This is a genomic window from Bradyrhizobium sp. Ses1 (assembly GCF_059512365.1).
The window spans coordinates 210034-230649 of sequence record NZ_JCAMOQ010000006.1 but is presented as its reverse complement, the minus strand read 5'-3'; the positions used below and the strand labels follow the sequence as shown (position 1 = coordinate 230649).

The window sequence follows — 20616 nt, the reverse complement described above, 5'->3', positions numbered from 1 at the left end:
TTTACTATCGGCCGCCTGTCCAGCCGGAGACCGTTACGCGCTTGTCGCGGGCGCCGCAACCGTTGACAGGGAACGCGGAAGCGTGGATAGCGGCGCCGGATCAAACTAGCAGATGGGGCGTTCCTCCCGCCATGGCTGTCAGCGTCTCATCCAGCGAGGTCCAAGAAGGGCCGGTCACGTCCAACGTCTGGGCCTTGACGCTGGGCAGTATCGGCGTGGTGTTCGGCGATATCGGTACCTCGCCGCTCTATGCGTTCCGCGAGGCAGTCGCCGGCGCGACGCATGGACAGCCGGTATCCCGAATCATCGTCCTGGGTGTGCTGTCGCTGATCCTGTGGGCGCTCTTCATTGTCGTCACGTCGAAATACGTGCTGCTGCTCCTGCGCGCCGACAACAACGGCGAGGGTGGCACGCTCTCGCTGATGGCCCTGGGGCAGCGGGCGCTGGGGCGGAGAAGCTGGCTGTTGCTGGCGCTCGGCGTGGTCGGCGCCTCGATGTTCATCGGCGATTCCATGATCACGCCGGCGATTTCCGTGCTGTCGGCGGTCGAAGGCCTCAAGCTCGCGACGCCCGCACTCCAACATTACGTGGTGCCCGTCACGATCGTCATCCTGGTCGTCTTGTTCTCGGTCCAGCGCATCGGCACCGGGCGGGTAGCTTCCGCATTCGGGCCCGTGATGGTGGTCTGGTTCGCCACGCTCGCCGTGATGGGGCTGGTCCACATCAAGGATGACCCATCTGTACTGGCGGCGATCAATCCCTATTACGCGCTCCAGTTCCTGCTCACGCATGGCACCATCGGGCTGGTGACGCTGGGAGCGGTGTTCCTGGCCGTCACCGGCGGTGAGGCGCTTTATGCCGATCTCGGCCATTTCGGCCGCAAGCCGATCCAGTCCGGCTGGCTGTTCTTCGTGCTGCCGTCGCTTCTGCTCAATTATTTCGGGCAGGGAGCGCTGGTGCTCTCCGATCCATCCGCGATCGAGAACTCGTTCTATCGGATGGTTCCCGACTTCCTGCTGCTGCCGTTGGTGGTGCTTGCGACCGCGGCCACCGTGATCGCGAGCCAGGCCGTCATCACCGGCGCCTATTCGCTTGTCCGGCAGGCGGTGCAGCTCGGCCTGCTGCCGCGTTTCGAGGTGCGCTACACCTCGGAGTCCCATGCCGGGCAAATCTACCTGCCGCGCGTCAACCGCTTGCTGCTGGTCGGCGTCCTCTTGCTGGTGCTGATGTTCCACACCTCGAGCGGACTGGCATCGGCCTACGGCATCGCTGTTTCGACCACCATGGTCGCCGACGGCATCATGGGCTTTGTGGTGATCTGGAAATTGTGGAACTGGCGCGCAGCGACCGCAGCCGCGGTGATCGTGCCGTTCGTGGTGGTCGACATGACGTTCCTGAGCGCCAATCTCCTCAAACTGTTCGAGGGCGCCTGGGTGCCGCTTTTGTTCGGCGCAGCCATGGCGGCCATGATCTGGACCTGGCGGCGCGGGACGGCCATCCTGATCGCCAAGACCCGGCGCATCGAGGTGCCGCTTGACGACCTGATCAAGAGCCTGGAGAAGCGGCCGCCGCATATCGTCAAGGGCACCGCGGTTTTCCTCACCAGCGATCCCGGCTTCGTGCCGACCGCGCTGCTGCACAATCTCAAGCACAACAAGGTGCTGCACGAGCAGAATGTCATCCTGACCATCGAGACGGCGCAGACGCCGCGCGTCGATGTTTCCGAGCGCGTCTACATGGAACGTATCAGCGACAAGTTTTCCAAGGTGCGCCTCAGGTTCGGCTTCATGGAGTCGCCGAACGTCCCGAAGGCGCTGGTGATCGCCCGCAAGCTCGGCTGGCAGTTCGATATCATGGCGACGTCATTCTTCGTGTCGCGGCGGTCTCTCAAGCCCGCGGCGCAGTCGGGCATGCCGATGTGGCAGGATCACTTGTTCATCGCCATGAGCCGCTCCGCCAACGATGCCACCGACTATTTTCAGATTCCGACGGGGCGGGTGGTTGAGGTCGGCACCCAGGTAACTATCTGACGGGCGCACGATTGTGGCTGGTTAAACGATCGAGCTATGTGTAAAATGCATGGAGGCAGCCCATTTCTCGCCTAACCTATGCATTCGAGCGGGGATATAGGCCTGCGGCGCTGTTTCATTGTGCAGTGAACAATAGAGGCTCCCTCCCATGTCGTCCGAGAGTGCGGTCACCGCGGCGGAAACGCCCGCGGCCAGTGGACATGGAGAGGCGCATTCCACGGCAGGGTTCGGAGCGCTGACGCTCGGCAGCATCGGCGTCGTCTACGGAGACATCGGCACCAGCCCGCTCTACGCCCTGCGCGAAGCCGTTGTGGCGGCCAGCGAGCACAGTGGCGTCGCCACGACGCAGGCGGTGCTCGGCGTGCTGTCCCTGATCCTGTGGGCGCTGATTGTCGTCGTCACGCTCAAATATGTGGTGATCCTGCTGCGCGCCGATAACCATGGCGAGGGTGGAACGCTGGCGCTGATGGCGCTGGCCGAACGCGCCGTTACCAAGGGCGCCGGCGCGGTCGTGATGCTCGGCATCATCAGCGGGGCCTTGTTCTACGGCGACGCGGTGATCACGCCGGCGCTGTCGGTGCTGTCGGCGATCGAAGGCATCAAGCTCGTCACCGCGACCTTCGAACATTATGTCGTGCCGGTCACGGCGTTGATCCTGGTGGTGCTGTTTGCCGTGCAATCCCATGGCACAGCGCGGGTCGCCGCATTTTTCGGACCGATCATGTGCGTCTGGTTTGCGGTGCTGGCGATTGCAGCCGTGCCGCAGATCATCAAGCATCCCGAGGTCCTTCTGGCCTTTAATCCGCTGTATGCGGTCTCCTTCATGCTTCATCACGGTGTGATCGGGTTCGTCACCCTCGGCGCGGTGTTTCTCGCCGTCACCGGCGCGGAAGCGCTCTATGCCGATCTCGGGCACTTCGGCAAACGGCCGATCCAGTTCGCCTGGATGTTCATCGTGCTGCCGGCGCTGGTGCTGAATTATATGGGGCAGGCCGCGCTCGTCATCGTCGATCCCAAGGCGATCGAGAATCCGTTCTTCCTGATGTTCCCGGATTGGGCGCTGATCCCGATGGTCGTGCTTGCCACCGTCGCGACCGTCATTGCCAGCCAGGCCGTCATCACCGGCGCCTATTCGCTGACGCGCCAGGCGATCCAACTCGGCCTGCTGCCGCGTTTCGAGATTCGCCATACCTCGGAAGCCCATTCGGGGCAGATCTTTATTCCCCGCATCAACCGGATGCTGCTCATCGCGGTGCTGTTGCTGGTGCTGATGTTCCGCTCCTCCAGCGCGCTGGCCGCGGCCTATGGCATCGCGGTGACCGGCACCATGGTGGTCACGGGCATGATGGGCTTTGTCGTGGTGTGGAAGGTTTGGCGATGGTCGCCGATCGCCGCCGCCGCGCTGATCGCGCCCTTCCTGTTTCTCGACTTCACCTTCCTGACGGCAAACCTTCTGAAGGTGCTTGAGGGCGGCTGGGTGCCGCTGGCGCTCGGCGGCGCCGTGATGGCGCTGATGATCACGTGGCGGCGCGGCAGCCGGCTGTTGTTCGAGAAGTCGCGCAAGCTGGAATTCCCGCTCGCCGATCTGGTGGCGATGCTGGAGAAGCGGCCACCGCAGCGCGTCTCGGGCACGGCGGTGTTCCTGACCAGCGATCCCGCCAGCGCGCCGACCGCGCTGATGCATAGTCTAAAACACTACAAAGTGCTGCATGAGAAGAACGTCATTCTCACCATCGAGACCGCGCCGACGCCGCGGATCGACCCGTCCGAGCGGGTGCGAATGGAGCAGATCAGCCCGACTTTCTCCAAGGTGACGCTGCGCTTCGGCTTCATGGAATCGCCGAATGTGCCGAAGACGCTGGCGATCGCCCGCAAGCTCGGCTGGCAGTTCGACATCATGTCGACCTCGTTCTTCCTGTCGCGGCGCTCGCTCAAGCCCGCCGCGCATTCCGGGATGCCGCGTTGGCAGGACCATCTGTTCATCGCGCTCAGCCGCGCCTCCAACGACGCCACCGACTATTTCCAGATCCCGACCGGCCGCGTCGTCGAGGTCGGAACGCAGGTCACGATCTAGCTTTTTGCTGGTCCTAAGCTGTTTGCGGTGCTTGATTTTCCCCGCGCAAGAGGCGACTTTGCGCCCGAAACGGGGGCCGGCTGAGCCCAAGAACTGAGCCCAAGAATTGTCTGGAGAACGCGCGTGGCCGACCACAAGGTGCATGATCTAACGCCTCAGGAAGTGTCGAACGGGATAGCGGATGGACGCTATCTCCTGGTCGACGTCCGCGAGCCCAACGAGGTCGCCGCTGAGGCCTATCCGGATGGCGTCGTCGTGCCGCTGTCGACGTTTGATCCGGACGAGATTCCGGATCCGCAGGGCAAAGAGGTCGTGTTTGCCTGCCGCTCAGGCAAGCGCTCGGTGACGGCATCGCTCGCGGCGCAGGCGGCGGGGTTGCCTTACGACAAGCATCTGGCAGGGGGCATATTGGGCTGGAAGGCTGCGGGATTGCCGACCAAGACGGGCGGCTGACTTTCCATGACTTCCATGAACAAGGTCTTCGCAGACCTTCCCGTCACCATTTTCGAAGCGATGTCGCAGCTCGCGCGCGACAACAACGCCATCAATCTCGGCCAGGGCTTTCCGGACGATCCCGGTCCGGAGGACATCCGTCGCGCGGCCGCGGATGCTTCCGTCAACGGCTACAATCAGTACCCGTCGATGATGGGTATCCCCGAGCTCAGGCAGGCGATCGCCACCCATTACGGCCGCTGGCACGGACTTGACCTCGATCCCATGACGGAAGTCATGGTGACCTCGGGCGGCACCGAAGCGCTCACATCGTCGATCCTCGCGATGGTCGAACCGGGCGATGAAGTGGTCGTCTTCCAGCCGGTGTACGATTCCTATCTGCCGATCATCCGTCAGGCCGGAGGCATTCCGCGCCTGTTGCGGCTGGAGCCGCCGCACTGGCGGCTGAACGAGGAGATGCTGCGGAGCGTCTTCAACCACAAGACCAAGGCGGTGTTGTTCAACAATCCGCTCAATCCGTCCGCCGTGGTCTATCCGCGCGAAGACCTCGAACTGCTTGCGCGGTTCTGCCAGCAATTCGACGTGGTCGCGATCTGCGACGAGGTCTGGGAGCACGTGATCTTCGATGGCCGCGAGCACATCCCGCTGATCACGCTGCCGGGCATGCGGGACCGCACCATCAAGGTCGGTAGCGCCGGCAAGATCTTTTCGCTCACCGGCTGGAAGATCGGTTTTGTCTGCGCCGCGCCGCCGCTTCTGCGGGTTGCCGCCAAGGTGCATCAGTTCCTTACCTTCACCACCGCGCCCAACCTGCAGGCGGCGGTGGCCTATGGGCTCCGCAAGACGGATGCGTATTTTCACGATATGCGCAAGGACCTGGCGCGGAGCAGGGATAGGCTGACAAAGGGACTGGAGAGTCTCGGCTTTCCCGTCCTGAAATCGCAAGGTACCTATTTCCTCACCGTCGACCTGTCTCCGCTCGGGCTCAACGAGACCGACGAGGCGTTCTGCCGGCGCATCGTGACCGACTACAAGGTGGCGGCGATCCCCGTCTCGGCCTTCTACGAAAAGGACCCGGTGACCTCGGTCGTACGTTTTTGCTTTGCAAAGAAGGATGCAACCCTCGACACTGCGCTCGAGCGTCTGTCGGACGCGGTGCACCGTCGAAAGAGGTAGAGAGATGCACGGGCAGGGCCGTCATTCAATTTGTCTCGCCGCCCTGTTTGCCGCGGCTCTGCTCGTCTCCTCATCCGCCCGCGCCGAGGAACGCACGGTCAATTTCTACAATTGGTCGAACTATATGGCGCCGGGGGTGCTGGAGGACTTCACCAAGGAGACCGGCATCAGGGTGGTGTACGACACCTTCGATGCCAACGAGACGCTGGAAACGCGGCTGCTTGCGGGCAAGTCCGGCTACGACGTCGTGGTGCCGACCGGCTATTTCCTGCAGCGCCAGATCACCGCAAAGGTCTTCCTCAAGCTCGACAAGTCGAAACTGCCGAACCTCGCCAATGCCTGGCCGGTGGTGACCAAAGAGCTCGCGACCTACGATCCCGGCAACAACTACGCCGCCAATTACATGTGGGGCACCACCGGCATCGGCTACAACGTCCAGATGGCGCAGAAGATTCTCGGCCCCGACGCCAGGATCGATAGCTGGGACATGGTGTTCAAGCCGGAGAATCTCGCGAAGTTCAAGGATTGCGGCATCCATATGCTTGATTCCGCTGACGACATCCTGCCCGCGGCCTTGAACTATCTCGGCATCGATCCGAACTCCACCAAGCAGGCCGATCTCGAGAAGGCCGCTGACCTCGTCAGCAAGATCAGGCCTTATGTTCGCAAGTTTCATTCCTCGGAATATCTGAGCGCGCTCGCCTCCGGCGAGATCTGCTTCGTGGTGGGCTGGTCGGGCGACATCATGCAGGCGCGCAGCCGCGCGGTCGAAGCCAAGAACGGCATCGAAATCGGCTACGCCATCCCGAAAGAGGGCGCGCAGATGTTCTTCGACAATCTCGCGATTCCTTCGGACGCCAAGAACGTCGCCGAGGCCTATGAGCTGATCAACTACCTCTACCGGCCGGACGTCGCTGCGAAGAACTCGAACTTCCTGTCCTACGCCAACGGCAACCTGGCCAGCCAGAAGCTGATCGATCCGAAGATTCTCAACGACAAGAACATCTACCCGGACGAAGCGACCCAGAAGAAACTGTTCGTCATCACCGCGCGCGACCCGGCCACCCAGCGGATCATCAACCGGCTCTGGACCAGGGTGAAGACGGGGAAGTGAGGCTCGCTGCCGCGGTCATTGCGAGCAGCGCAGCGACGAAGCAATCCGTATCTCCGCAAGTGGCGCAATGGATTGCTTCGCTTACGCTCGCGATGACGCGCTAAGGCAGCAGTCGGCTCACCGCCAGCGGCGGTGCAGCCAGAGCCACTGTTCCGGATATTCGCGCACCCAGCCTTCGATCACGTTGGTGACGGCCTGCATCGTGCCCTGAATATCGATCTGCCCGGACGCGTCGAACACGGGCTTCACTTCCTCCGACAGCTCGCCGCGGAAGCGATTGTCGGGCAGGCGGATGATGCGGGCGCCGTGGATCGGGCATTCCACCTGACGCCGGAGTCGCGCCAGCGTCGGGTTGGCCTTGGTCTTGCGGCCGAAGAAGGTGACCTCGACCCCGTTGGTCAGATATTGGTCGACGAGCATGGCGACGTGCTTGTTGTCTTGCAGCGCCTGCGCAAGCCGGAGCGGCGCGTCGCGACCGGCGGGGATCAGCGTGCCCATCTTGATCGCGCGGATCTTCTCGATCGCACGGTCGGCGGCTTCGCTATTCGGCCGGCGGAACAAAATCGCGGTGTCGAGCCCGTGCGCGACAGCCGCCAGCGCCGGCAATTCCCAATTGCCGAGATGCGCGGCAAAGATCAGCGCCGGCTTGCCGTCGTCCCTGATCTGATCGAACAGCTCCATGGTCCGCGGCGACAATTCGATGCGGCTGTTCTCGGGATGGTCGCGGTCGTAGTCCCAGATATGGTCGAGATGGGCGAATTCGGCGCCGATGCGGCCGAGATTGTCCCAGACGCCGGCCAGGATCTTCTCGATCTCCTCAGGCGATTTTTCCGGAAACGCGGCCTTCAGATTCTCGCGTCCGATCCGGTCCTCACGCAGCCTGCGACCGATGAAATGCGCGGCGCGCCCGAAGAAATCGGCAGTCTTGAACGGATCGAAGCAGCGCGTGGTGCGCAACAGCGCGATCGTCAGCGCGCCCACCGCCGCCTCGCCCACGGGCTTGACGGCGTCGCGAAGGCGCGCGCGGGCTCGAAGGAGCTGGAGGCGGTTCATCGCGACAAGCGGCGCAGCGTTTGGTTGAGCATGATCTCTTCGGAAAACCGGAGATCAGTTCTTCCGATCATGCTCTAGGCCGGCTCGCGCGTCAGGATCAATGAGGCGTTCTGCCCGCCAAAGCCGAACGAATTGGACATCACGGCAGTGACACGGGCGTCGCGCGCCTTGTTGCCGACCACGTCGAAATGAATGGTCGGATCCGGTACGTCATAGTTGATGGTCGGTGGAATCCGCTGATGCTCGAGCGTGAGCAGCGAGAATACCGCCTCGACCGCACCGGCCGCGGAGATCGTGTGGCCGACCATCGATTTGTTCGACGACACCGGAATCTTCGAGATCTGCTCGCCGAAGACCGCCGAGGTCGTCAGATATTCCATCTTGTCGTTCTCGGGCGTCGCTGTCCCGTGCGCGTTGATGTGGTCGATCTGGTCCGGCTCCATCCCGGCGTCCGCCAGCGTCTTGCGCATGCAGCCGATGATCGGCTTGCCGTCCGGGCTCGAGCGGGTGCGGTGGAACGAATCAGTCAGTTCGCCGCAGCCGGCGACGACACCCAGGATCCTCGCGCCGCGCGCGGTGGCCGCCTCATAGCTCTCCAGCACCAGCGCGCCGGCGCCTTCGGCCATCACGAAGCCATCGCGATTCTTGGAGAAGGGCTTGGAGGCACCCTGCGGCGGATCGTTCTGCGTCGACAGTGCCGAGAGCAGGGAGAAGCGGACTACGGCCTCGGGATTTACCGAGCCGTCGGTTGCAACGCAGAGCGCCGCATCCGCCTCACCGCGACGGATCGCCTCGACGCCGAGCTGGATCGCGGTTGCGCCGGAGGCGCAGGCGGTCGACAGCGAGATCGGCGAGCCCTTGGTACCAAAGTTCTCGGCGAGGTATTTTGCGACCGAACCGAACATGAAGCGATCATGATAGGGCGCGAACCTGCCGCCACCGCTCGCGCGCAGCATGTCGTAGTAGTCGAATTCCTTCTTGTCGATCGTGCGCCCGAGTTCGAGCCGCTGCGGCCATTCGGTCTCGACCGGCGCAACTGCGAGGAAGAGCGGGCCTGGAAAGTCACCCTTGCTGCCGATACCGGATTGCGCCAGCGCTTCGTCGGTGGCGATTTCGGCGATGCGCTCGGAAAGGCTGGTCGAGGTGAACGGATCGACGCTGACGAAATCCACCGTTCCCGCCATCGTGGTCCTCAGTCCATCGATCGGAAAACGGGTGACCGTCTTGATGCCGGATTCGCCGGCAACGAGCTTGGCCCAATTGTCGGCCTTGCCGGCGCCGAGCGATGTGACGATGCCCATGCCGGTCACGACAACGATCGGCCTGCCAAACTTATCGCGTGGTGTCGCCATGCTTCCCCCGTCGATGCTCGCGCGAATGCGCCCTACTTGACGGCCTCAACCAGGGCCATCCCTTCGCCCTGCCAGTGACCGGTTCCCATCACTACAATCTGGGTCGGCGGATCGGATTTTTCAACCTCGAAGCCGGTCGGATCGTTCGGCGGAAACAGCGCGCCGCGTGAGACCGAGAGCGCCGCCAGGGCAACGCCGAGCGGGAATTGGGCCTCCACGGTGTGGCCGAACATTGTTCCGGTGGCGCGCACGGCAAGGCCCTGGTGTTGGCGCAGGAACGCGCGCTCCTCTGACGTGACGGGCTCGGCGCCGGTCGCGCCGGTGACCATCACGCCGACATCGTCGTCGACGCCGAGTTTCGACCATAGCGCCTCCAGAGACTTCGTCACCGCGCCCGGCTGTTTGCGCTGTGCGAGATCGGCGACCACCTTGGAGAGCTTGGCATAAGGCTTGGCGCCGCGCGCCTCGGCGTGCTCACGGGATTCCAGCACCAGGAACGCGCCGGCGGAACCAAGCGCGAATCCGCTGTTGTTCTCGCGGGCCCAGACCGGAGTGAACTCGCCGGTCAGGTTGAAGTCGCCGAATTCGAAGAGGACGAGCAGGTCGAGGCGTTCGCCATTATAGGCGCCCCCGACCAGCGCAATGTCGCTCTGGCCGGCCTCGATGCGCGCCAGCGCAATCCGCGCCGCATCGATGCTGGAGGCTTCCTCGCCCATGAAAGTGCGCGAGGTGCCGCGGACGCCATGAACGATCGCGATATTGCCTGCGAGCAGGTTGGAGAGCTGCGCCAGGAACAGCGTCGGGCGCAGCTCGCTCATCAGCCGCTCGTTGAGGAAGCCGGGGCTGAAATTGCCACGCGCATCGGCGTTCAGGATCGCCGTATCGACTGCGAGGTCGCGCTCGCCGCCGCCGGCCGCGACGATCATGTCCATGCGGGACAGGATTTCCTGATTGCCTTTGACGCCGGCCGAATCCAGCGCCATCCCCGCAGCATAGGTGCCGATGCGCTGCCAGGCTTCCATCTGGCGCTGGTCGCCCTTCTTCGGGATCTGCGCGTCGAAACTGACCGGGGCGAGCGGATGGACGATATAGGGCGCGAACCGCTTGTCGTCGATGTTGATGCGCTTGGCGTTGAGCGCATCCCAATGCGCGTCCAGTCCTTCGCCGAGCGACGAAAGGACGCCAATGCCGGTGATCCAGACTTCCTTCCGCTCAGTCATGCGTCAGCGCCTGCAGCGGAAAGCCGATCTTCTTGGCCATCGCGTCCATGTGCACGCGAAGATCGGGATGGGGGAAGGGGATGTGGCGGAACGTCAGATCGGCGCTGCATTTCAATTCCTTGCCTACCCGAACCTTGGCCGACGTCACCGCAAAGCCCGAACCTTCATGCTCGACCTTGGCCTCGATCGTCAGTACCTCGCCCGGGTTGACGAAGCCACGCATCTTGGCTTCCTTGATCATCGCGAGAAAGGGCATCCGCTCGAACTTCATCAGGCCGAGCAGCAGCCAGCCGGACGACTGCGCCATCGCTTCCGTCAGCAGCACGCCAGGCATGATCGGATAGCCCGGGAAATGGCCTTCGAAGATCGTGCTGGTCTGCGGAACGTCAGCTTCCACCACGATCGTCTTGTCGCCGATGTTGAGGTCGACGATGCGATCGATGAGCGTGAAATATTCGAGCTGCATGGGGCGCTCGGTTACGAGCCCGACGCCGTGCCCGTGCCTGCGTTCTTGGCCGCGACCAGTTCGTCGATGCGGTCAGCGAGGTTCTTCAGCACGAAGTACTGCTCGGTCGTGGCCTTGCCGTCGTTGACTTCCTGGGTCCACTTCTCAAGTGGCATCTTGATCCCGAACGCCTTGTCGATCGCAAAGGCGATGTCGAGGAAGTCGAGGCTGTCGATCCCCAGATCGTCGATGGCGTGGCTTTCCGGCTTGATCGTGTCGCGCGGGATATCGCAGGTCTCGGCGATAATGTTGGCGATCTGCTCGAATGTGGAAGACATCACTAAGCCTTTGATATATTGGCGATAAATTCCGGGACGATCGGGAGGCGGCGGGCTGATTTGCCCCGGAATGCCCTGTTCCCCCGGGCGGACTCGAGTGCCCGTATATCGGAGCGGGGCCGCGAGTTCAATGGAGCTTGGCCTTGTCTGTGGAGCCGCTTTGTTGGGCAGCAGATAGGGCTGCGGTTCCAGCGCTAGCCCCTCGGCATCACCGAAATCCGCGCGCAATCGCGCCGGCCCATCAGGACGCAATCCTGGGTTTTGCGCAGGTCGGCGATGCTCACGGCCAACCAGATGCCGATTGCGGTCAGCGCCACCGTGAAAGCGAAGGCCGCGATATTGGCCAGCATGCGCTGGCGGAAGTCGTCGGGCTCCTCGCGCGGGCGCTCGTAATGGGAAAGGTCCCGGGCCACTTGCCCGGGCTTTCCCGCCTCAAGCGGTTGCTCGTGGTGGGCGGGCGGATGGGCGGAGGTGCGCGGCCGGAATTTGAGCACCACGTGCTCACCGTCCGAGCTGATAGGCCGCTGGGTTTTCACTGCCGTCCGTCCGCAGAAGTTGTGATCCTGTTTAGCACGCCGTGCGCGGTCCTCACGTAAAATATTGGTGCGCGCTCTCGCAACCTGATCCCCGCGACACTTCATGGAACTGACAGTGGGGCGATGGGCGCAAGGCATCGCGGCGATGTGTGCGATGCACCTTCGCGCGTCGTGGGGGATCCTCTGTTCACAGCTCATCGAAACGAGAGACCAAGGAATTCAATCCCTGGTGGCGCCGTGCCATAGTGGAACCGGCCCTCGATGGTTTCCGTCGGCAGCAATAGGGAGTTGAACCATGGCAAATACGCGTGAGCCGATTCTCAAGCCGGTTACGATCATGTCCCTGCGCCCGACTCAGATGACGGTCGGCATGAGGGAGGTCAAGGAGAAGCGTCAGCGTTGGCGCGAGCACAAGTCAGCGAAGAAGCGCGCCGAAATGCTCGGCCAGCACATGATCCCGGTGGTGCTCGGGCCCGATGAGCGCCACTACGTCGTCGACCATCACCATCTCGCCCGCGCGCTGCACGATGAGGGCGTCAAGGATGTGCTTGTCACCGTGATCGGCGATCTCACGATGGTCGAGCGCGATGCATTCTGGGGCGTGATGGACAACAAGCGTTGGGTCTTTCCCTATGACGCGAAGGGTGACCGCAGGCATTTTCGCGATCTGCCGAAATCGGTGGTCGACCTGAAGGATGATCCGTTCCGCAGCCTCGCCGGCGAACTGCGCCGTGCCGGCGGCTTTGCCAAGGATACCACGCCATTCAGTGAATTCCTGTGGGCGGATTTCCTGCGCCGCAGGGTCGCCCGCAAGCTTGTGGACGCTGATTTCGACACGGCGATGGAGAAGGCGCTCGCGGCGGCAAAGAGCAAGGACGCGGTCTACCTGCCGGGCTGGTGCGGTCCAGCGTCCGATGACTAGCCGTTTGCCGGTCCCCGTGGTGGCGTGACCGCCGTATCCCGCTCACCGGGATCGTCGTGGCCGCCCAGTGCGCGATGCAGCAATCGCTCAGTGCGGCGGCCGACGGTCAGGAGCACGAGCGCGATCACCAGGGCCGTCGCGACGATCCGCCACTCTCCGGCTCCGGAGACGATCCCGATACAGGCGGCCAGAAAGGCACAGGCGGCGCTCGTCAATCCACGGACGCGGAAGTGTTCTCTCTCATGGACGATGACGCCGGCGCCGAGAAAGCCGATGCCGGTCAAGATGCCCTGGATCACTCGGCTGGTCGCATCGGTGATCTTGCCAACTTCGGTGAACTGCACGGCGACCACCACGACTGTCGCGGTGGACAGTCCGACGATGCCGAGCGTCTTCAGGCCGATCGGCTTTCCGCGCAGATCGCGATTGAGGCCGATCAGGGCGCCCGCCAGCGTGGCGACGCCAAGGCGCAGGATGATGTCGCTCCATTCAAGCACGCGGCATACCTCGGTGGCCGGCTATTTCGGCAACCGTCCCATCATGTAGAACTCCTCGTTCGGGCGCATCGCGGTGAAATTCGCCATCCGGTTTGACAGTGCAAAGAAGGCGGCGATCGCCGCGATGTCCCAGATGTCGTCGTCACTGAACCCGTGCGCTTCGAGCGCGCTGAAAGCGGTCTCCGAGATCGTGCTCGCCTCGCGGCTCACCTTCATCGCAAAATCCAGCATGGCGCGTTGGCGCGGCGTGATGTCGGCCTTGCGATAGTTGACGGCGATCTGGTCGGCGATCAGCGGATTCTTGGCGCGGATACGCAGGATCGCGCCATGCGCGATTACGCAGTAGTGGCACTGGTTGGCGGCGCTCGTTGCCACCACGATCATTTCCCGCTCGGCCTTGGAGAGGCCACTGTCCTTCTCCATCAGCGCGTCGTGATAGGCAAAGAAGGCGCGAAACTCGGCCGGGCGAAAGGCGAACGCCAGGAAGACGTTCGGCACGAAACCGGATTTCTCCTGCACTGCGAGGATACGCTCGCGGATATCCTCGGGCAATTTGTCGAGGGAAGGCGTGGGAAAGCGTGTTGCGATCGGCTCAGTCATGGGCGGGTTCCGGCTCAAGGCAATGCAGCTTGGCCGGAACCATAGTCGATGACGGCGCGAGCGCAAGCGCCCGGCTGAAAGCGCTCAGCGCAATGGCTTCTTCAGGAGCGAGAAGCGGTCCGGATCGAGTCCCATCGAAGGCTGCAGCATTGGCGCATCCAGCGTGGTGCTGCGCGCGGCGGGCCGCTCGCTGATCGCGGGGTCGTTGGGCACGTCGCGGTGCGAGGTCGCGCCGCGCCAGCGCTCCAGGACGGCCGAGACGAAATGCATGTCGTGGCCGGCGGCAACCGACGGCACGGTCGCGATGGTGGCTTCGCTGCGCGGAAGCTGATGCGGCGGCACCTCCTTGAAGCGCAGCCGCGTCGGCAGCGCCACGCCCTCGCCGAACGCCAACACCTCGCGAGTGCCGAGCGAGGGCACGAACGACAGCAGGTTGGCCGCGGCGTCGGAAACCGCCGAGCGCAACAGCGCCTGGTCGCGGTCGTTGGCGAGCCGCATCGTGAATAGCGTGTTACACTGGGAGATGATGGTGGCATCCAGCTCGGCCGGGCGCTGGGTGACGAGGCCGAGATAGACACCGTATTTGCGGCCTTCCTTGGCGATACGGGAGACCGCCTTGCGGGTCGGGCCAAAGCCGATATTGCGGTCGGCGGACGCGTAGCGGTGCGCCTCCTCGCAGACGAACAATAGCGGCGAGACGCCGTCGCTCCACAGCCCGAAATCGAATGCCATCCGGCAGAGCACGCTCACGACGGAATCGATGACCTCGGCCGGGAAGCCGGCGAGCTGCATCACTGTCATCGGCTTGCCGTTGGCGGGCAGGCGGAACAGGTGGCTGATGACCTCCGCCATGGTGTCGCCGCCGACATTGGCGTTGTCGAACATGAAGGCGTAGCGCGGATCGTTGCGGACGGTTTCGATGCGCGAGATCAGCTTGTGATAGATGATGCGCGAGGAGCGGTTCTCGAGCTTGCCCATGCGCTCGTCGATCAGCGCGATCAGGTCGACAAGACGATACGGCACCGGCGTGTCGACGGTGTAGCCGATCTGCTTGGGATCGATGCGCTTCAGTCCGATACGGTCGGCGTTCTGGTATTGGGTGTAGATGCCCTTCGCCATCGGGATGACTTCGGCAAGGATGTCGAGTTCTTCCGGCACGCCGGGGCGGCCGCCGAACAGCACGTCGACGATCTCTTCGAAGTTGAACAGCCAGAACGGCAGCTTCAGGTTGCGCGGGTTGAGCACCTGGGCGCGGTCGCCGAAGCAGCGCCCGTATTCGTTGTGCACGTCGAGCAGGAAGATGCGCAGGGTCGGCCGCGACTTCAGGATCTCGTTGAGGAGCAGCGACACGCCGGTGGACTTGCCGACGCCGGTCGAACCGAGCACGGCGAAGTGCTTGGACAGCATTTCCTCGATATCGACATAGGCGGTGACTGAACGATCCTGCTGCAGAGTGCCGACATTGATCTGGTCCGAGCCGCTCGGCGCATAGATCGTACGCAGTTCCTCTGCGCTGATCAGGTCTACGGTGTCGCCGATGGTCGGGTAGTTGGTGACGCCGCGCTGGAATTTGGGACGGTCGCCGCCGAGGATTTCGCCGAGCAGGTCGACGGAGGCGGTTGCGATATAATTGTCGGATGTCGGCAGGTCCTCGCAGCTCACCTCCGTGATCATGGCGACGATCACGGAAGACGCACTCCGGATGCTGACGAAGCGGCCGACGGTCGCGCGCACTTCCGAAAACGGCATCTGGCTGGTTGCCAGGAGTCCGACGCGGGCTTGCGAGCCGCGCACCGAAATCACACGTCCAAAGGATGTCACAGTTCCGGACCCGGGATATTGTGAGATTGAGGTGGGCTCTCACTATGGGAAGCGGGGCTGGACAAAGGGTTAAACCGACGCCGTTCCGAATTTGCTAAATCCACATCATCTGAGTGAGGATTTACCTCTGGGCGATTAGCGAGGGAGCCAAGTTGTACGGAAAATCAGGGTTTTCTCGTTGGAACTCGGTTTGTGGCTCCGGTTAACGATCGATTTACCACTTCAGCAGAGCGCGATACCGTCAGCCATGCGCGCCGCACCACTTTGATCGGGGCAGGGTGGAGGGGGGCCGATGGCACCGCGTATCGACTTTACCAGCGAAGAATTTTTCCGCGATCCGGCGACCGCCGTTGCGGCGCTGCGAGCCCGAGCGCCTGTGGTCGCCACGCGATTTCCGATCGTGGGCAAGGTCTGGGTCACCACGACCTATGAGACCACCGCACAGATGCTGAAGGATTCCTCCACCTTCACGCTGCGCAAGGAGGACGGGGCGCTCGCAGGACTGCAGTGGTGGATGCCGAAATCCATCGCGACGATCGCCAACAGCATGTTGACGAAGGACGAGCCGGATCACAGCCGGTTGCGCGGCATCGTCGATGAGGCGTTCCGCCGTCGCGCCGTGCTCGGGATGGAGCCGCACATCCGGGCGATCGCGGACGGCCTTGCGGACCAACTGTTCGCATGGGGCAGCCCCGCCGATCTGGTGCAGCGCTATGCGCGCATCCTGCCGCTCTCCGTCATCTGCGAGCTGCTCGGCCTACCGGCGGCCGATCGGCCGAAATTCATCGGCTGGGCGAATGCGATAGGGCAGATTACCAGCACCTTCGGCTTCCTGCGCATGCTGTTCACCTTGGGGAAGATCCGACGCTACCTGGAGGAGCGGCTGCAGGCTGCGCGCAAGGAGGGCGGTGAGGGGCTCATTGCCGAACTGGTGCAGGTCGAAAGGGAAGGCGGCCGCATCACGCCGGACGAAATGGTGTCGATGGTGATGCTACTGCTCGGCGCGGGTTCCGAAACCACCACGCATCTGATCAGCGGATCCGTCTTCGAACTGTTGAAGAACCCCGAGACGCGTGACTGGCTGGAGGCCGACTGGAACCGCGCCGCCCTCGCGATCGAGGAATTCCTGCGCTTCGTCTCGCCGGTGCAATTCTCGAAGCCGCGCTATGTGCGACACGATGTCGAGCTTGGCGGTGTCGCCCTGAAGAAGAACGATCGCGTGATGGCCATGATCGTGGCGGCCAATTTCGATCCCGCATCGCACGTGCAACCCGAGCAAATGGATCTCGAGCGGCGTCCGAACCGCCACATCTCCTTCGGCACGGGCATCCATTTCTGCCTCGGTCACCAGCTCGCGCGGATCGAGGCGATCTGCGCACTCAAGGCGCTGTTCACCCGCTGGCCAAAGCTTCAGCTTGCGGTTCAGCCGTCGGAGATCCATTGGCGACGCCGTCCCGGGATACGGATGATCGAGAAGCTGCCCGTGGTGCCGAATGCGTGAGCGGCGTAGCCTATCGAGACCATGCTAGCCTGTACGACCGGCCGCCGGGGTCGAAGTTGCGAGGAGGCGGTTCTTGGCAGACATCTGGGCCAGGAAATCGACAGCCGACCTGCTGCAGGAGGCGGCAGGGGTGGAAGGAGACGCACGGGCCTCGCCGCTGCGGCGCACGCTGTCGGCGCTCAATCTCGTCGCGCTCGGGATCGGCGCCGTCATCGGCGCCGGCGTCTTCGTTCTGACCGGACACGCCGCGGCGGCGAATGCGGGACCTGCGGTGACGCTTTCCTTCGCGTTCGGCGCGGTCGCCTGCGCTTTCGCGGGCCTCTGCTATGCGGAGATGTCATCGACCGTCCCGGTCTGCGGCAGCGCCTACACCTTTGCCTATGCGACGCTCGGCGAATTTGTGGCCTGGATCATCGGCTGGGACCTGATCCTGGAATATGCCGTCGGTGCTATCGCGGTCTCGATCGGGTGGTCCGGCTATGCCGTCAGCTTCGCCAGGGATTTCGGCCTTACGATCCCGCCGGAGCTCGCGTCTGCGCCGCTGAGCTATGACGCGACCACGCACGCATGGTCGTCGACGGGCGCGATCTTCAACGTGCCGGCGATGGTCGTCATCGTCTTCATCACGGCGCTGCTGGTTGCAGGGATCAGGGAGTCGGCGCGGTTCAACAATTTCATCGTCGCGGTGAAGCTGATCGTCATCCTGCTCTTCATCGCCTGCACGATCTCCTCGTTCTCGACCGCCAATTGGGTCACCGCGAGCAATCCCGAAGGGGCCTTCATTCCGCCGAATGCGGGCGTCGGCATCTTCGGCTGGTCCGGCGTGTTCCGCGGCGCGGCCGTGGTGTTCTTCGCCTATATCGGTTTCGACGCGGTCTCGACCGCCGCGCAGGAGGCGAAGTCGCCGGAGCGCGACATGCCGATCGGCATTCTCGGCTCGCTCGTGATCTGCGCGGCGCTCTATGTCGCCGTCGGCTTCGTGCTGACCGGCATCGTCCCGTTCGACCGGCTGAACGTTCCCGACCCGATCGCGGTCGGGATCGATGCGGCCGGCGTCGGCTGGCTGTCGCCGGTCATCAAGCTCGGCATCCTGTTCGGCCTGACCTCGGTGATACTGGTGATGCTGCTGGCGCAGCCCCGGATCTTCCGCGCCATGGCTTATGATGGATTGCTGCCGCCGGCGATCGCAAACATCCATCCGCGTTTCAGGACGCCTCATGTCGCCACCATCGGTTCCGGCATCGTCGTTGCCCTTCTCGGCGGGTTGCTGCCGATCGGGCTGGTCGGCGAACTCGTCAGCATCGGCACGCTGTTCGCGTTTGCCGTGGTCTCGATCGGCACCATGGTGCTGCGCGTCGTCGATCCCGACCTGCCGCGTCCGTTCCGGGCGCCGGCGATCTGGCTGGTGGGCCCGGCCGCGGCCGCAACCTCGATCTTCCTGATGCTCAGCCTGCCGATGGACACCTGGATCCGGCTCGCGGTGTGGCTCGTGATCGGCCTTGTGATCTATGCCGCCTATGGCCGGACGCATAGTCGTCTGCAGGCGAACGATCGGCGCTGACACGGCGGAACGATTCGGCCCGGAGCAAATTCCCCCATGACGCTCACGCGATTTTGCAGATGTGAAGGCGTGTTCCTGGCGTTCGGTGATAGCCTGAGATCGATCAACGAGAGCGGCAAGGGAGCGCGTCATGAGCGAGCAAACAATCGCCAACAGCGAACGACGACCATCCCGCCGGCATTTTCTGCAAACAGGTGCGGCGGTCGCAGGCGGGGCCGCCCTCGGCGCGACACCAGGCACCGCGGACACCAGCAACCTTCCGCCCAACATTCCCGAATGGATGAAGGCGCCGGGCGCACCGATGGGCGATCAGCCCTATGGCACGCCGTCGGTCTATGAGAAGGGCGTCGTCAAGAACATCTCCAAGACGCTGCCGCAATATATCTCGACCTCCGGCCGTACGCCGCTGCAGGAGCTCGACGGCATCATCACGCCGAACGGGCTGTTCTACGAACGTCATCACGGCGGCGTGCCGACAATCGATCCGGCGCAGCACAGGCTGATGCTGCATGGCCTGGTCGACCGTCCGTTGATCTTCACGATGGACGACATCCGTCGTTTCCCGTCGCAGTCGCGAATCCATTTCATCGAGTGTTCCGGCAATCCCGTCTACACCAAGCCCTATGGCAAGACCGCGTCTGACCTCGTCGGCCTCGTGAGCTGCGCCGAGTGGACCGGCGTGATGCTGAAGGACGTCCTTGACGAAGCCGGCCTGCAGAAGGAAGCGAAGTGGATGGTGGCCGAGGGCGCGGATGCGGCGGCGATGACGCGATCGATCCCGATCGAGAAATGCCTCGACGACGCCATGCTGGTCTACAGCCAGAACGGCGAGCGGCTGCGCCCTCAGCAGGGCTATCCGTTGCGCCTCTTGCTGCCGGGCTTCGAGGGAAACATGAACATCAAATGGCTGCGGCGGCTGAAGGCCGTCGCGGAGCCTGTCTATTCGCGCGAGGAGACCTCCAAATATACCGACCTGATGCCCGACGGAACGGCACGCGAGTTCACCTTCACCATGGAGGCGAAATCGATCATCCTGCGTCCCTCGGGTGGACAGAAACTGAACGACACCGGCTTCCATGAGATATCCGGCATCGCCTGGAGCGGGCACGGCAAGATCAAGCGCATCGAGATTTCGGTCGATGACGGCAAGAGCTGGCAGACGGCCAAACTTCAGGAGCCGGTCCTGACCCGCGCGCTCACCCGCTTTCGCCTGCCTTGGCAGTGGGACGGCACTCCCGCCGTGATCCAGAGCCGCGCGATCGACGAGACCGACTATGTGCAGCCGACGCTCGCCGAATTGCTCGCGGTTCGCGGCGTCAATCATTACTACCACAACAACGCGATCTGGCCGTGGCGCATTACCGCGAATGGGGAGGTGAGCAATGCGCTGGCTTAGATCGCATGTCGTGCTGCTGGCCGCCGTGATCGCCGGGCTCGCTGCTGCCGCGCAGGCCGAGGAGTCTTTCCATATCGGACGCGCGGCGACGCCGGCGGAAATCAAGGGCTGGGACATCGATATCGGCCATGATGGATCGAACCTGCCGCCCGGCAGCGGCAACGTCGAGCGCGGCCGCGTGGTCTTCAGCGAACAATGTGCCACCTGCCACGGCGCCGACGGGCAGGGCGGTGTCGGCGATCGCCTGGTCGGCGGACAGGGCACGCTCGCGAGCGCAAAACCGGTGCGCACCGTCGGCAGCTACTGGCCCTATGCTCCGACACTGTTCGACTATATCCGCCGCGCCATGCCGCAGAACGCGCCGCAGTCGCTGAGCGATGAGGATGTCTACGCGGTCTCCGCCTACATCCTCAATCTCAACGGCCTCGTTCCGGCGGACGCCGTGCTCGACGCGAAGACGCTCGCCGCTATCAAGATGCCCAATCGCGACAACTTCGTTTCCGATCCGCGGCCAGACGTGCGCTAGC

19 protein-coding genes are annotated in these 20616 nt (G+C 63.5%); 10 read left to right on the top strand and 9 right to left on the bottom strand.

The window, feature by feature from the left end:
- The first annotated feature begins 131 nt into the window (after positions 1 to 131).
- The 5 genes from AC5ZG5_RS10890 to AC5ZG5_RS10870 all read left to right on the top strand — a co-directional run bounded on the left by AC5ZG5_RS10890 (position 132) and on the right by AC5ZG5_RS10870 (position 6847).
- Entirely contained in the window at positions 132 to 2030 is a 1899-nt protein-coding gene (locus AC5ZG5_RS10890) for a potassium transporter Kup (protein WP_456641839.1), read from the top strand.
- 148 nt (positions 2031 to 2178) lie between these two features.
- The gene (locus AC5ZG5_RS10885) at positions 2179 to 4104 is read left to right on the top strand and encodes a potassium transporter Kup (protein ID WP_028166501.1); all 1926 of its coding nucleotides are present in this window, start codon (positions 2179 to 2181) and stop codon (positions 4102 to 4104) included.
- A gap of 123 nt (positions 4105 to 4227) precedes the next feature.
- Entirely contained in the window at positions 4228 to 4557 is a 330-nt protein-coding gene (locus AC5ZG5_RS10880; protein WP_130226340.1) for a rhodanese-like domain-containing protein, read from the top strand.
- Positions 4558 to 4563: 6 nt separating this feature from the next.
- Positions 4564 to 5733: an aminotransferase gene (locus AC5ZG5_RS10875; RefSeq protein ID WP_456641838.1), complete on the top strand. Its 1170-nt coding sequence runs from the start codon at positions 4564 to 4566 to the stop codon at positions 5731 to 5733.
- Between the two features lie 4 nt (positions 5734 to 5737).
- Positions 5738 to 6847, top strand: coding sequence for a polyamine ABC transporter substrate-binding protein (locus AC5ZG5_RS10870; protein WP_456641837.1), 1110 nt, complete (start codon positions 5738 to 5740; stop codon positions 6845 to 6847).
- Between the two features lie 117 nt (positions 6848 to 6964).
- On the opposite strand, the gene AC5ZG5_RS10865 is transcribed toward AC5ZG5_RS10870, so the two are convergent.
- The 6 genes from AC5ZG5_RS10865 to AC5ZG5_RS10840 all read right to left on the bottom strand — a co-directional run bounded on the left by AC5ZG5_RS10865 (position 6965) and on the right by AC5ZG5_RS10840 (position 11791).
- Positions 6965 to 7900 carry a lipid A biosynthesis lauroyl acyltransferase gene (locus AC5ZG5_RS10865; RefSeq protein ID WP_456641836.1) on the bottom strand — a complete coding sequence of 312 codons (936 nt, stop codon included), beginning with the start codon at positions 7898 to 7900 and terminating at the stop codon, positions 6965 to 6967.
- A gap of 74 nt (positions 7901 to 7974) precedes the next feature.
- The gene (locus tag AC5ZG5_RS10860) at positions 7975 to 9252 is read right to left on the bottom strand and encodes a beta-ketoacyl-ACP synthase (RefSeq protein ID WP_456641835.1); all 1278 of its coding nucleotides are present in this window, start codon (positions 9250 to 9252) and stop codon (positions 7975 to 7977) included.
- Positions 9253 to 9284: 32 nt separating this feature from the next.
- Positions 9285 to 10472 carry a beta-ketoacyl-ACP synthase gene (locus AC5ZG5_RS10855; RefSeq protein WP_456641834.1) on the bottom strand — a complete coding sequence of 396 codons (1188 nt, stop codon included), beginning with the start codon at positions 10470 to 10472 and terminating at the stop codon, positions 9285 to 9287.
- On the bottom strand, positions 10465 to 10938 hold the full coding sequence (locus AC5ZG5_RS10850; protein WP_028166494.1) for a 3-hydroxyacyl-ACP dehydratase FabZ family protein: 474 nt from the start codon (positions 10936 to 10938) through the stop codon (positions 10465 to 10467). The genes AC5ZG5_RS10855 and AC5ZG5_RS10850 overlap by 8 nt, the downstream gene beginning before the upstream one ends.
- A gap of 11 nt (positions 10939 to 10949) precedes the next feature.
- Positions 10950 to 11255 carry an acyl carrier protein gene (locus AC5ZG5_RS10845; protein ID WP_027583603.1) on the bottom strand — a complete coding sequence of 102 codons (306 nt, stop codon included), beginning with the start codon at positions 11253 to 11255 and terminating at the stop codon, positions 10950 to 10952.
- Positions 11256 to 11449: 194 nt separating this feature from the next.
- Positions 11450 to 11791, bottom strand: a complete 342-nt coding sequence (locus AC5ZG5_RS10840) for a hypothetical protein (RefSeq protein ID WP_456641833.1) — start codon at positions 11789 to 11791, stop codon at positions 11450 to 11452.
- Between the two features lie 295 nt (positions 11792 to 12086).
- Here AC5ZG5_RS10840 and AC5ZG5_RS10835 point away from each other — a divergent pair, with 295 nt between their 5' ends.
- The gene (locus tag AC5ZG5_RS10835) at positions 12087 to 12713 is read left to right on the top strand and encodes a ParB-like protein (protein WP_130226332.1); all 627 of its coding nucleotides are present in this window, start codon (positions 12087 to 12089) and stop codon (positions 12711 to 12713) included.
- Here the strand turns inward: AC5ZG5_RS10835 and AC5ZG5_RS10830 are convergent.
- From AC5ZG5_RS10830 to AC5ZG5_RS10820, 3 genes are all read right to left on the bottom strand, one after another.
- Positions 12710 to 13210 (bottom strand): MgtC/SapB family protein, encoded by a 501-nt coding sequence (locus AC5ZG5_RS10830; RefSeq protein WP_130226331.1) that lies wholly within the window; start codon positions 13208 to 13210, stop codon positions 12710 to 12712. The two genes, AC5ZG5_RS10835 and AC5ZG5_RS10830, sit on opposite strands and share 4 nt — an antisense overlap.
- A gap of 21 nt (positions 13211 to 13231) precedes the next feature.
- Positions 13232 to 13810: a peroxidase-related enzyme gene (locus AC5ZG5_RS10825; protein WP_456641832.1), complete on the bottom strand. Its 579-nt coding sequence runs from the start codon at positions 13808 to 13810 to the stop codon at positions 13232 to 13234.
- Positions 13811 to 13894: 84 nt separating this feature from the next.
- Positions 13895 to 15631, bottom strand: coding sequence for an ATP-binding protein (locus tag AC5ZG5_RS10820; protein ID WP_028166489.1), 1737 nt, complete (start codon positions 15629 to 15631; stop codon positions 13895 to 13897).
- A 292-nt stretch (positions 15632 to 15923) separates the two neighbouring features.
- On the opposite strand from AC5ZG5_RS10820, the gene AC5ZG5_RS10815 reads away from it, so the two are divergent.
- The 4 genes from AC5ZG5_RS10815 (at position 15924) to AC5ZG5_RS10800 (ending at position 20615) form a co-directional block, all read left to right on the top strand.
- Positions 15924 to 17132, top strand: a complete 1209-nt coding sequence (locus tag AC5ZG5_RS10815) for a cytochrome P450 (RefSeq protein WP_456641831.1) — start codon at positions 15924 to 15926, stop codon at positions 17130 to 17132.
- Between the two features lie 73 nt (positions 17133 to 17205).
- Complete coding sequence (locus tag AC5ZG5_RS10810; RefSeq protein WP_456641830.1) at positions 17206 to 18693, top strand: amino acid permease; 1488 nt, start codon at positions 17206 to 17208, stop codon at positions 18691 to 18693.
- A gap of 130 nt (positions 18694 to 18823) precedes the next feature.
- Positions 18824 to 20089 carry a sulfite dehydrogenase gene (soxC, locus tag AC5ZG5_RS10805; RefSeq protein ID WP_456641829.1) on the top strand — a complete coding sequence of 422 codons (1266 nt, stop codon included), beginning with the start codon at positions 18824 to 18826 and terminating at the stop codon, positions 20087 to 20089.
- The gene (locus tag AC5ZG5_RS10800) at positions 20076 to 20615 is read left to right on the top strand and encodes a c-type cytochrome (protein ID WP_456641828.1); all 540 of its coding nucleotides are present in this window, start codon (positions 20076 to 20078) and stop codon (positions 20613 to 20615) included. Before soxC ends, AC5ZG5_RS10800 begins: the two co-directional genes overlap by 14 nt.
- Position 20616: the final 1 nt, after the last annotated feature.

Excerpts from the sequence above, each read along its gene's own strand:
- soxC (WP_456641829.1), top strand. The coding sequence starts at position 18,824 with ATGAGCGAGCAAACAATCGCCAACAGCGAACGACGACCATCCCGCCGG.
- AC5ZG5_RS10825 (WP_456641832.1), bottom strand. The coding sequence starts at position 13,810 with ATGACTGAGCCGATCGCAACACGCTTTCCCACGCCTTCCCTCGACAAA.
- AC5ZG5_RS10835 (WP_130226332.1), top strand. The coding sequence starts at position 12,087 with ATGGCAAATACGCGTGAGCCGATTCTCAAGCCGGTTACGATCATGTCC.
- AC5ZG5_RS10845 (WP_027583603.1), bottom strand. The coding sequence starts at position 11,255 with ATGTCTTCCACATTCGAGCAGATCGCCAACATTATCGCCGAGACCTGC.
- AC5ZG5_RS10865 (WP_456641836.1), bottom strand. The coding sequence starts at position 7,900 with ATGAACCGCCTCCAGCTCCTTCGAGCCCGCGCGCGCCTTCGCGACGCC.
- AC5ZG5_RS10800 (WP_456641828.1), top strand. The coding sequence starts at position 20,076 with ATGCGCTGGCTTAGATCGCATGTCGTGCTGCTGGCCGCCGTGATCGCC.
- AC5ZG5_RS10870 (WP_456641837.1), top strand. The coding sequence starts at position 5,738 with ATGCACGGGCAGGGCCGTCATTCAATTTGTCTCGCCGCCCTGTTTGCC.
- AC5ZG5_RS10885 (WP_028166501.1), top strand. The coding sequence starts at position 2,179 with ATGTCGTCCGAGAGTGCGGTCACCGCGGCGGAAACGCCCGCGGCCAGT.
- AC5ZG5_RS10850 (WP_028166494.1), bottom strand. The coding sequence starts at position 10,938 with ATGCAGCTCGAATATTTCACGCTCATCGATCGCATCGTCGACCTCAAC.
- AC5ZG5_RS10855 (WP_456641834.1), bottom strand. The coding sequence starts at position 10,472 with ATGACTGAGCGGAAGGAAGTCTGGATCACCGGCATTGGCGTCCTTTCG.
- AC5ZG5_RS10860 (WP_456641835.1), bottom strand. The coding sequence starts at position 9,252 with ATGGCGACACCACGCGATAAGTTTGGCAGGCCGATCGTTGTCGTGACC.
- AC5ZG5_RS10815 (WP_456641831.1), top strand. The coding sequence starts at position 15,924 with ATGGCACCGCGTATCGACTTTACCAGCGAAGAATTTTTCCGCGATCCG.
- AC5ZG5_RS10875 (WP_456641838.1), top strand. The coding sequence starts at position 4,564 with ATGACTTCCATGAACAAGGTCTTCGCAGACCTTCCCGTCACCATTTTC.
- AC5ZG5_RS10890 (WP_456641839.1), top strand. The coding sequence starts at position 132 with ATGGCTGTCAGCGTCTCATCCAGCGAGGTCCAAGAAGGGCCGGTCACG.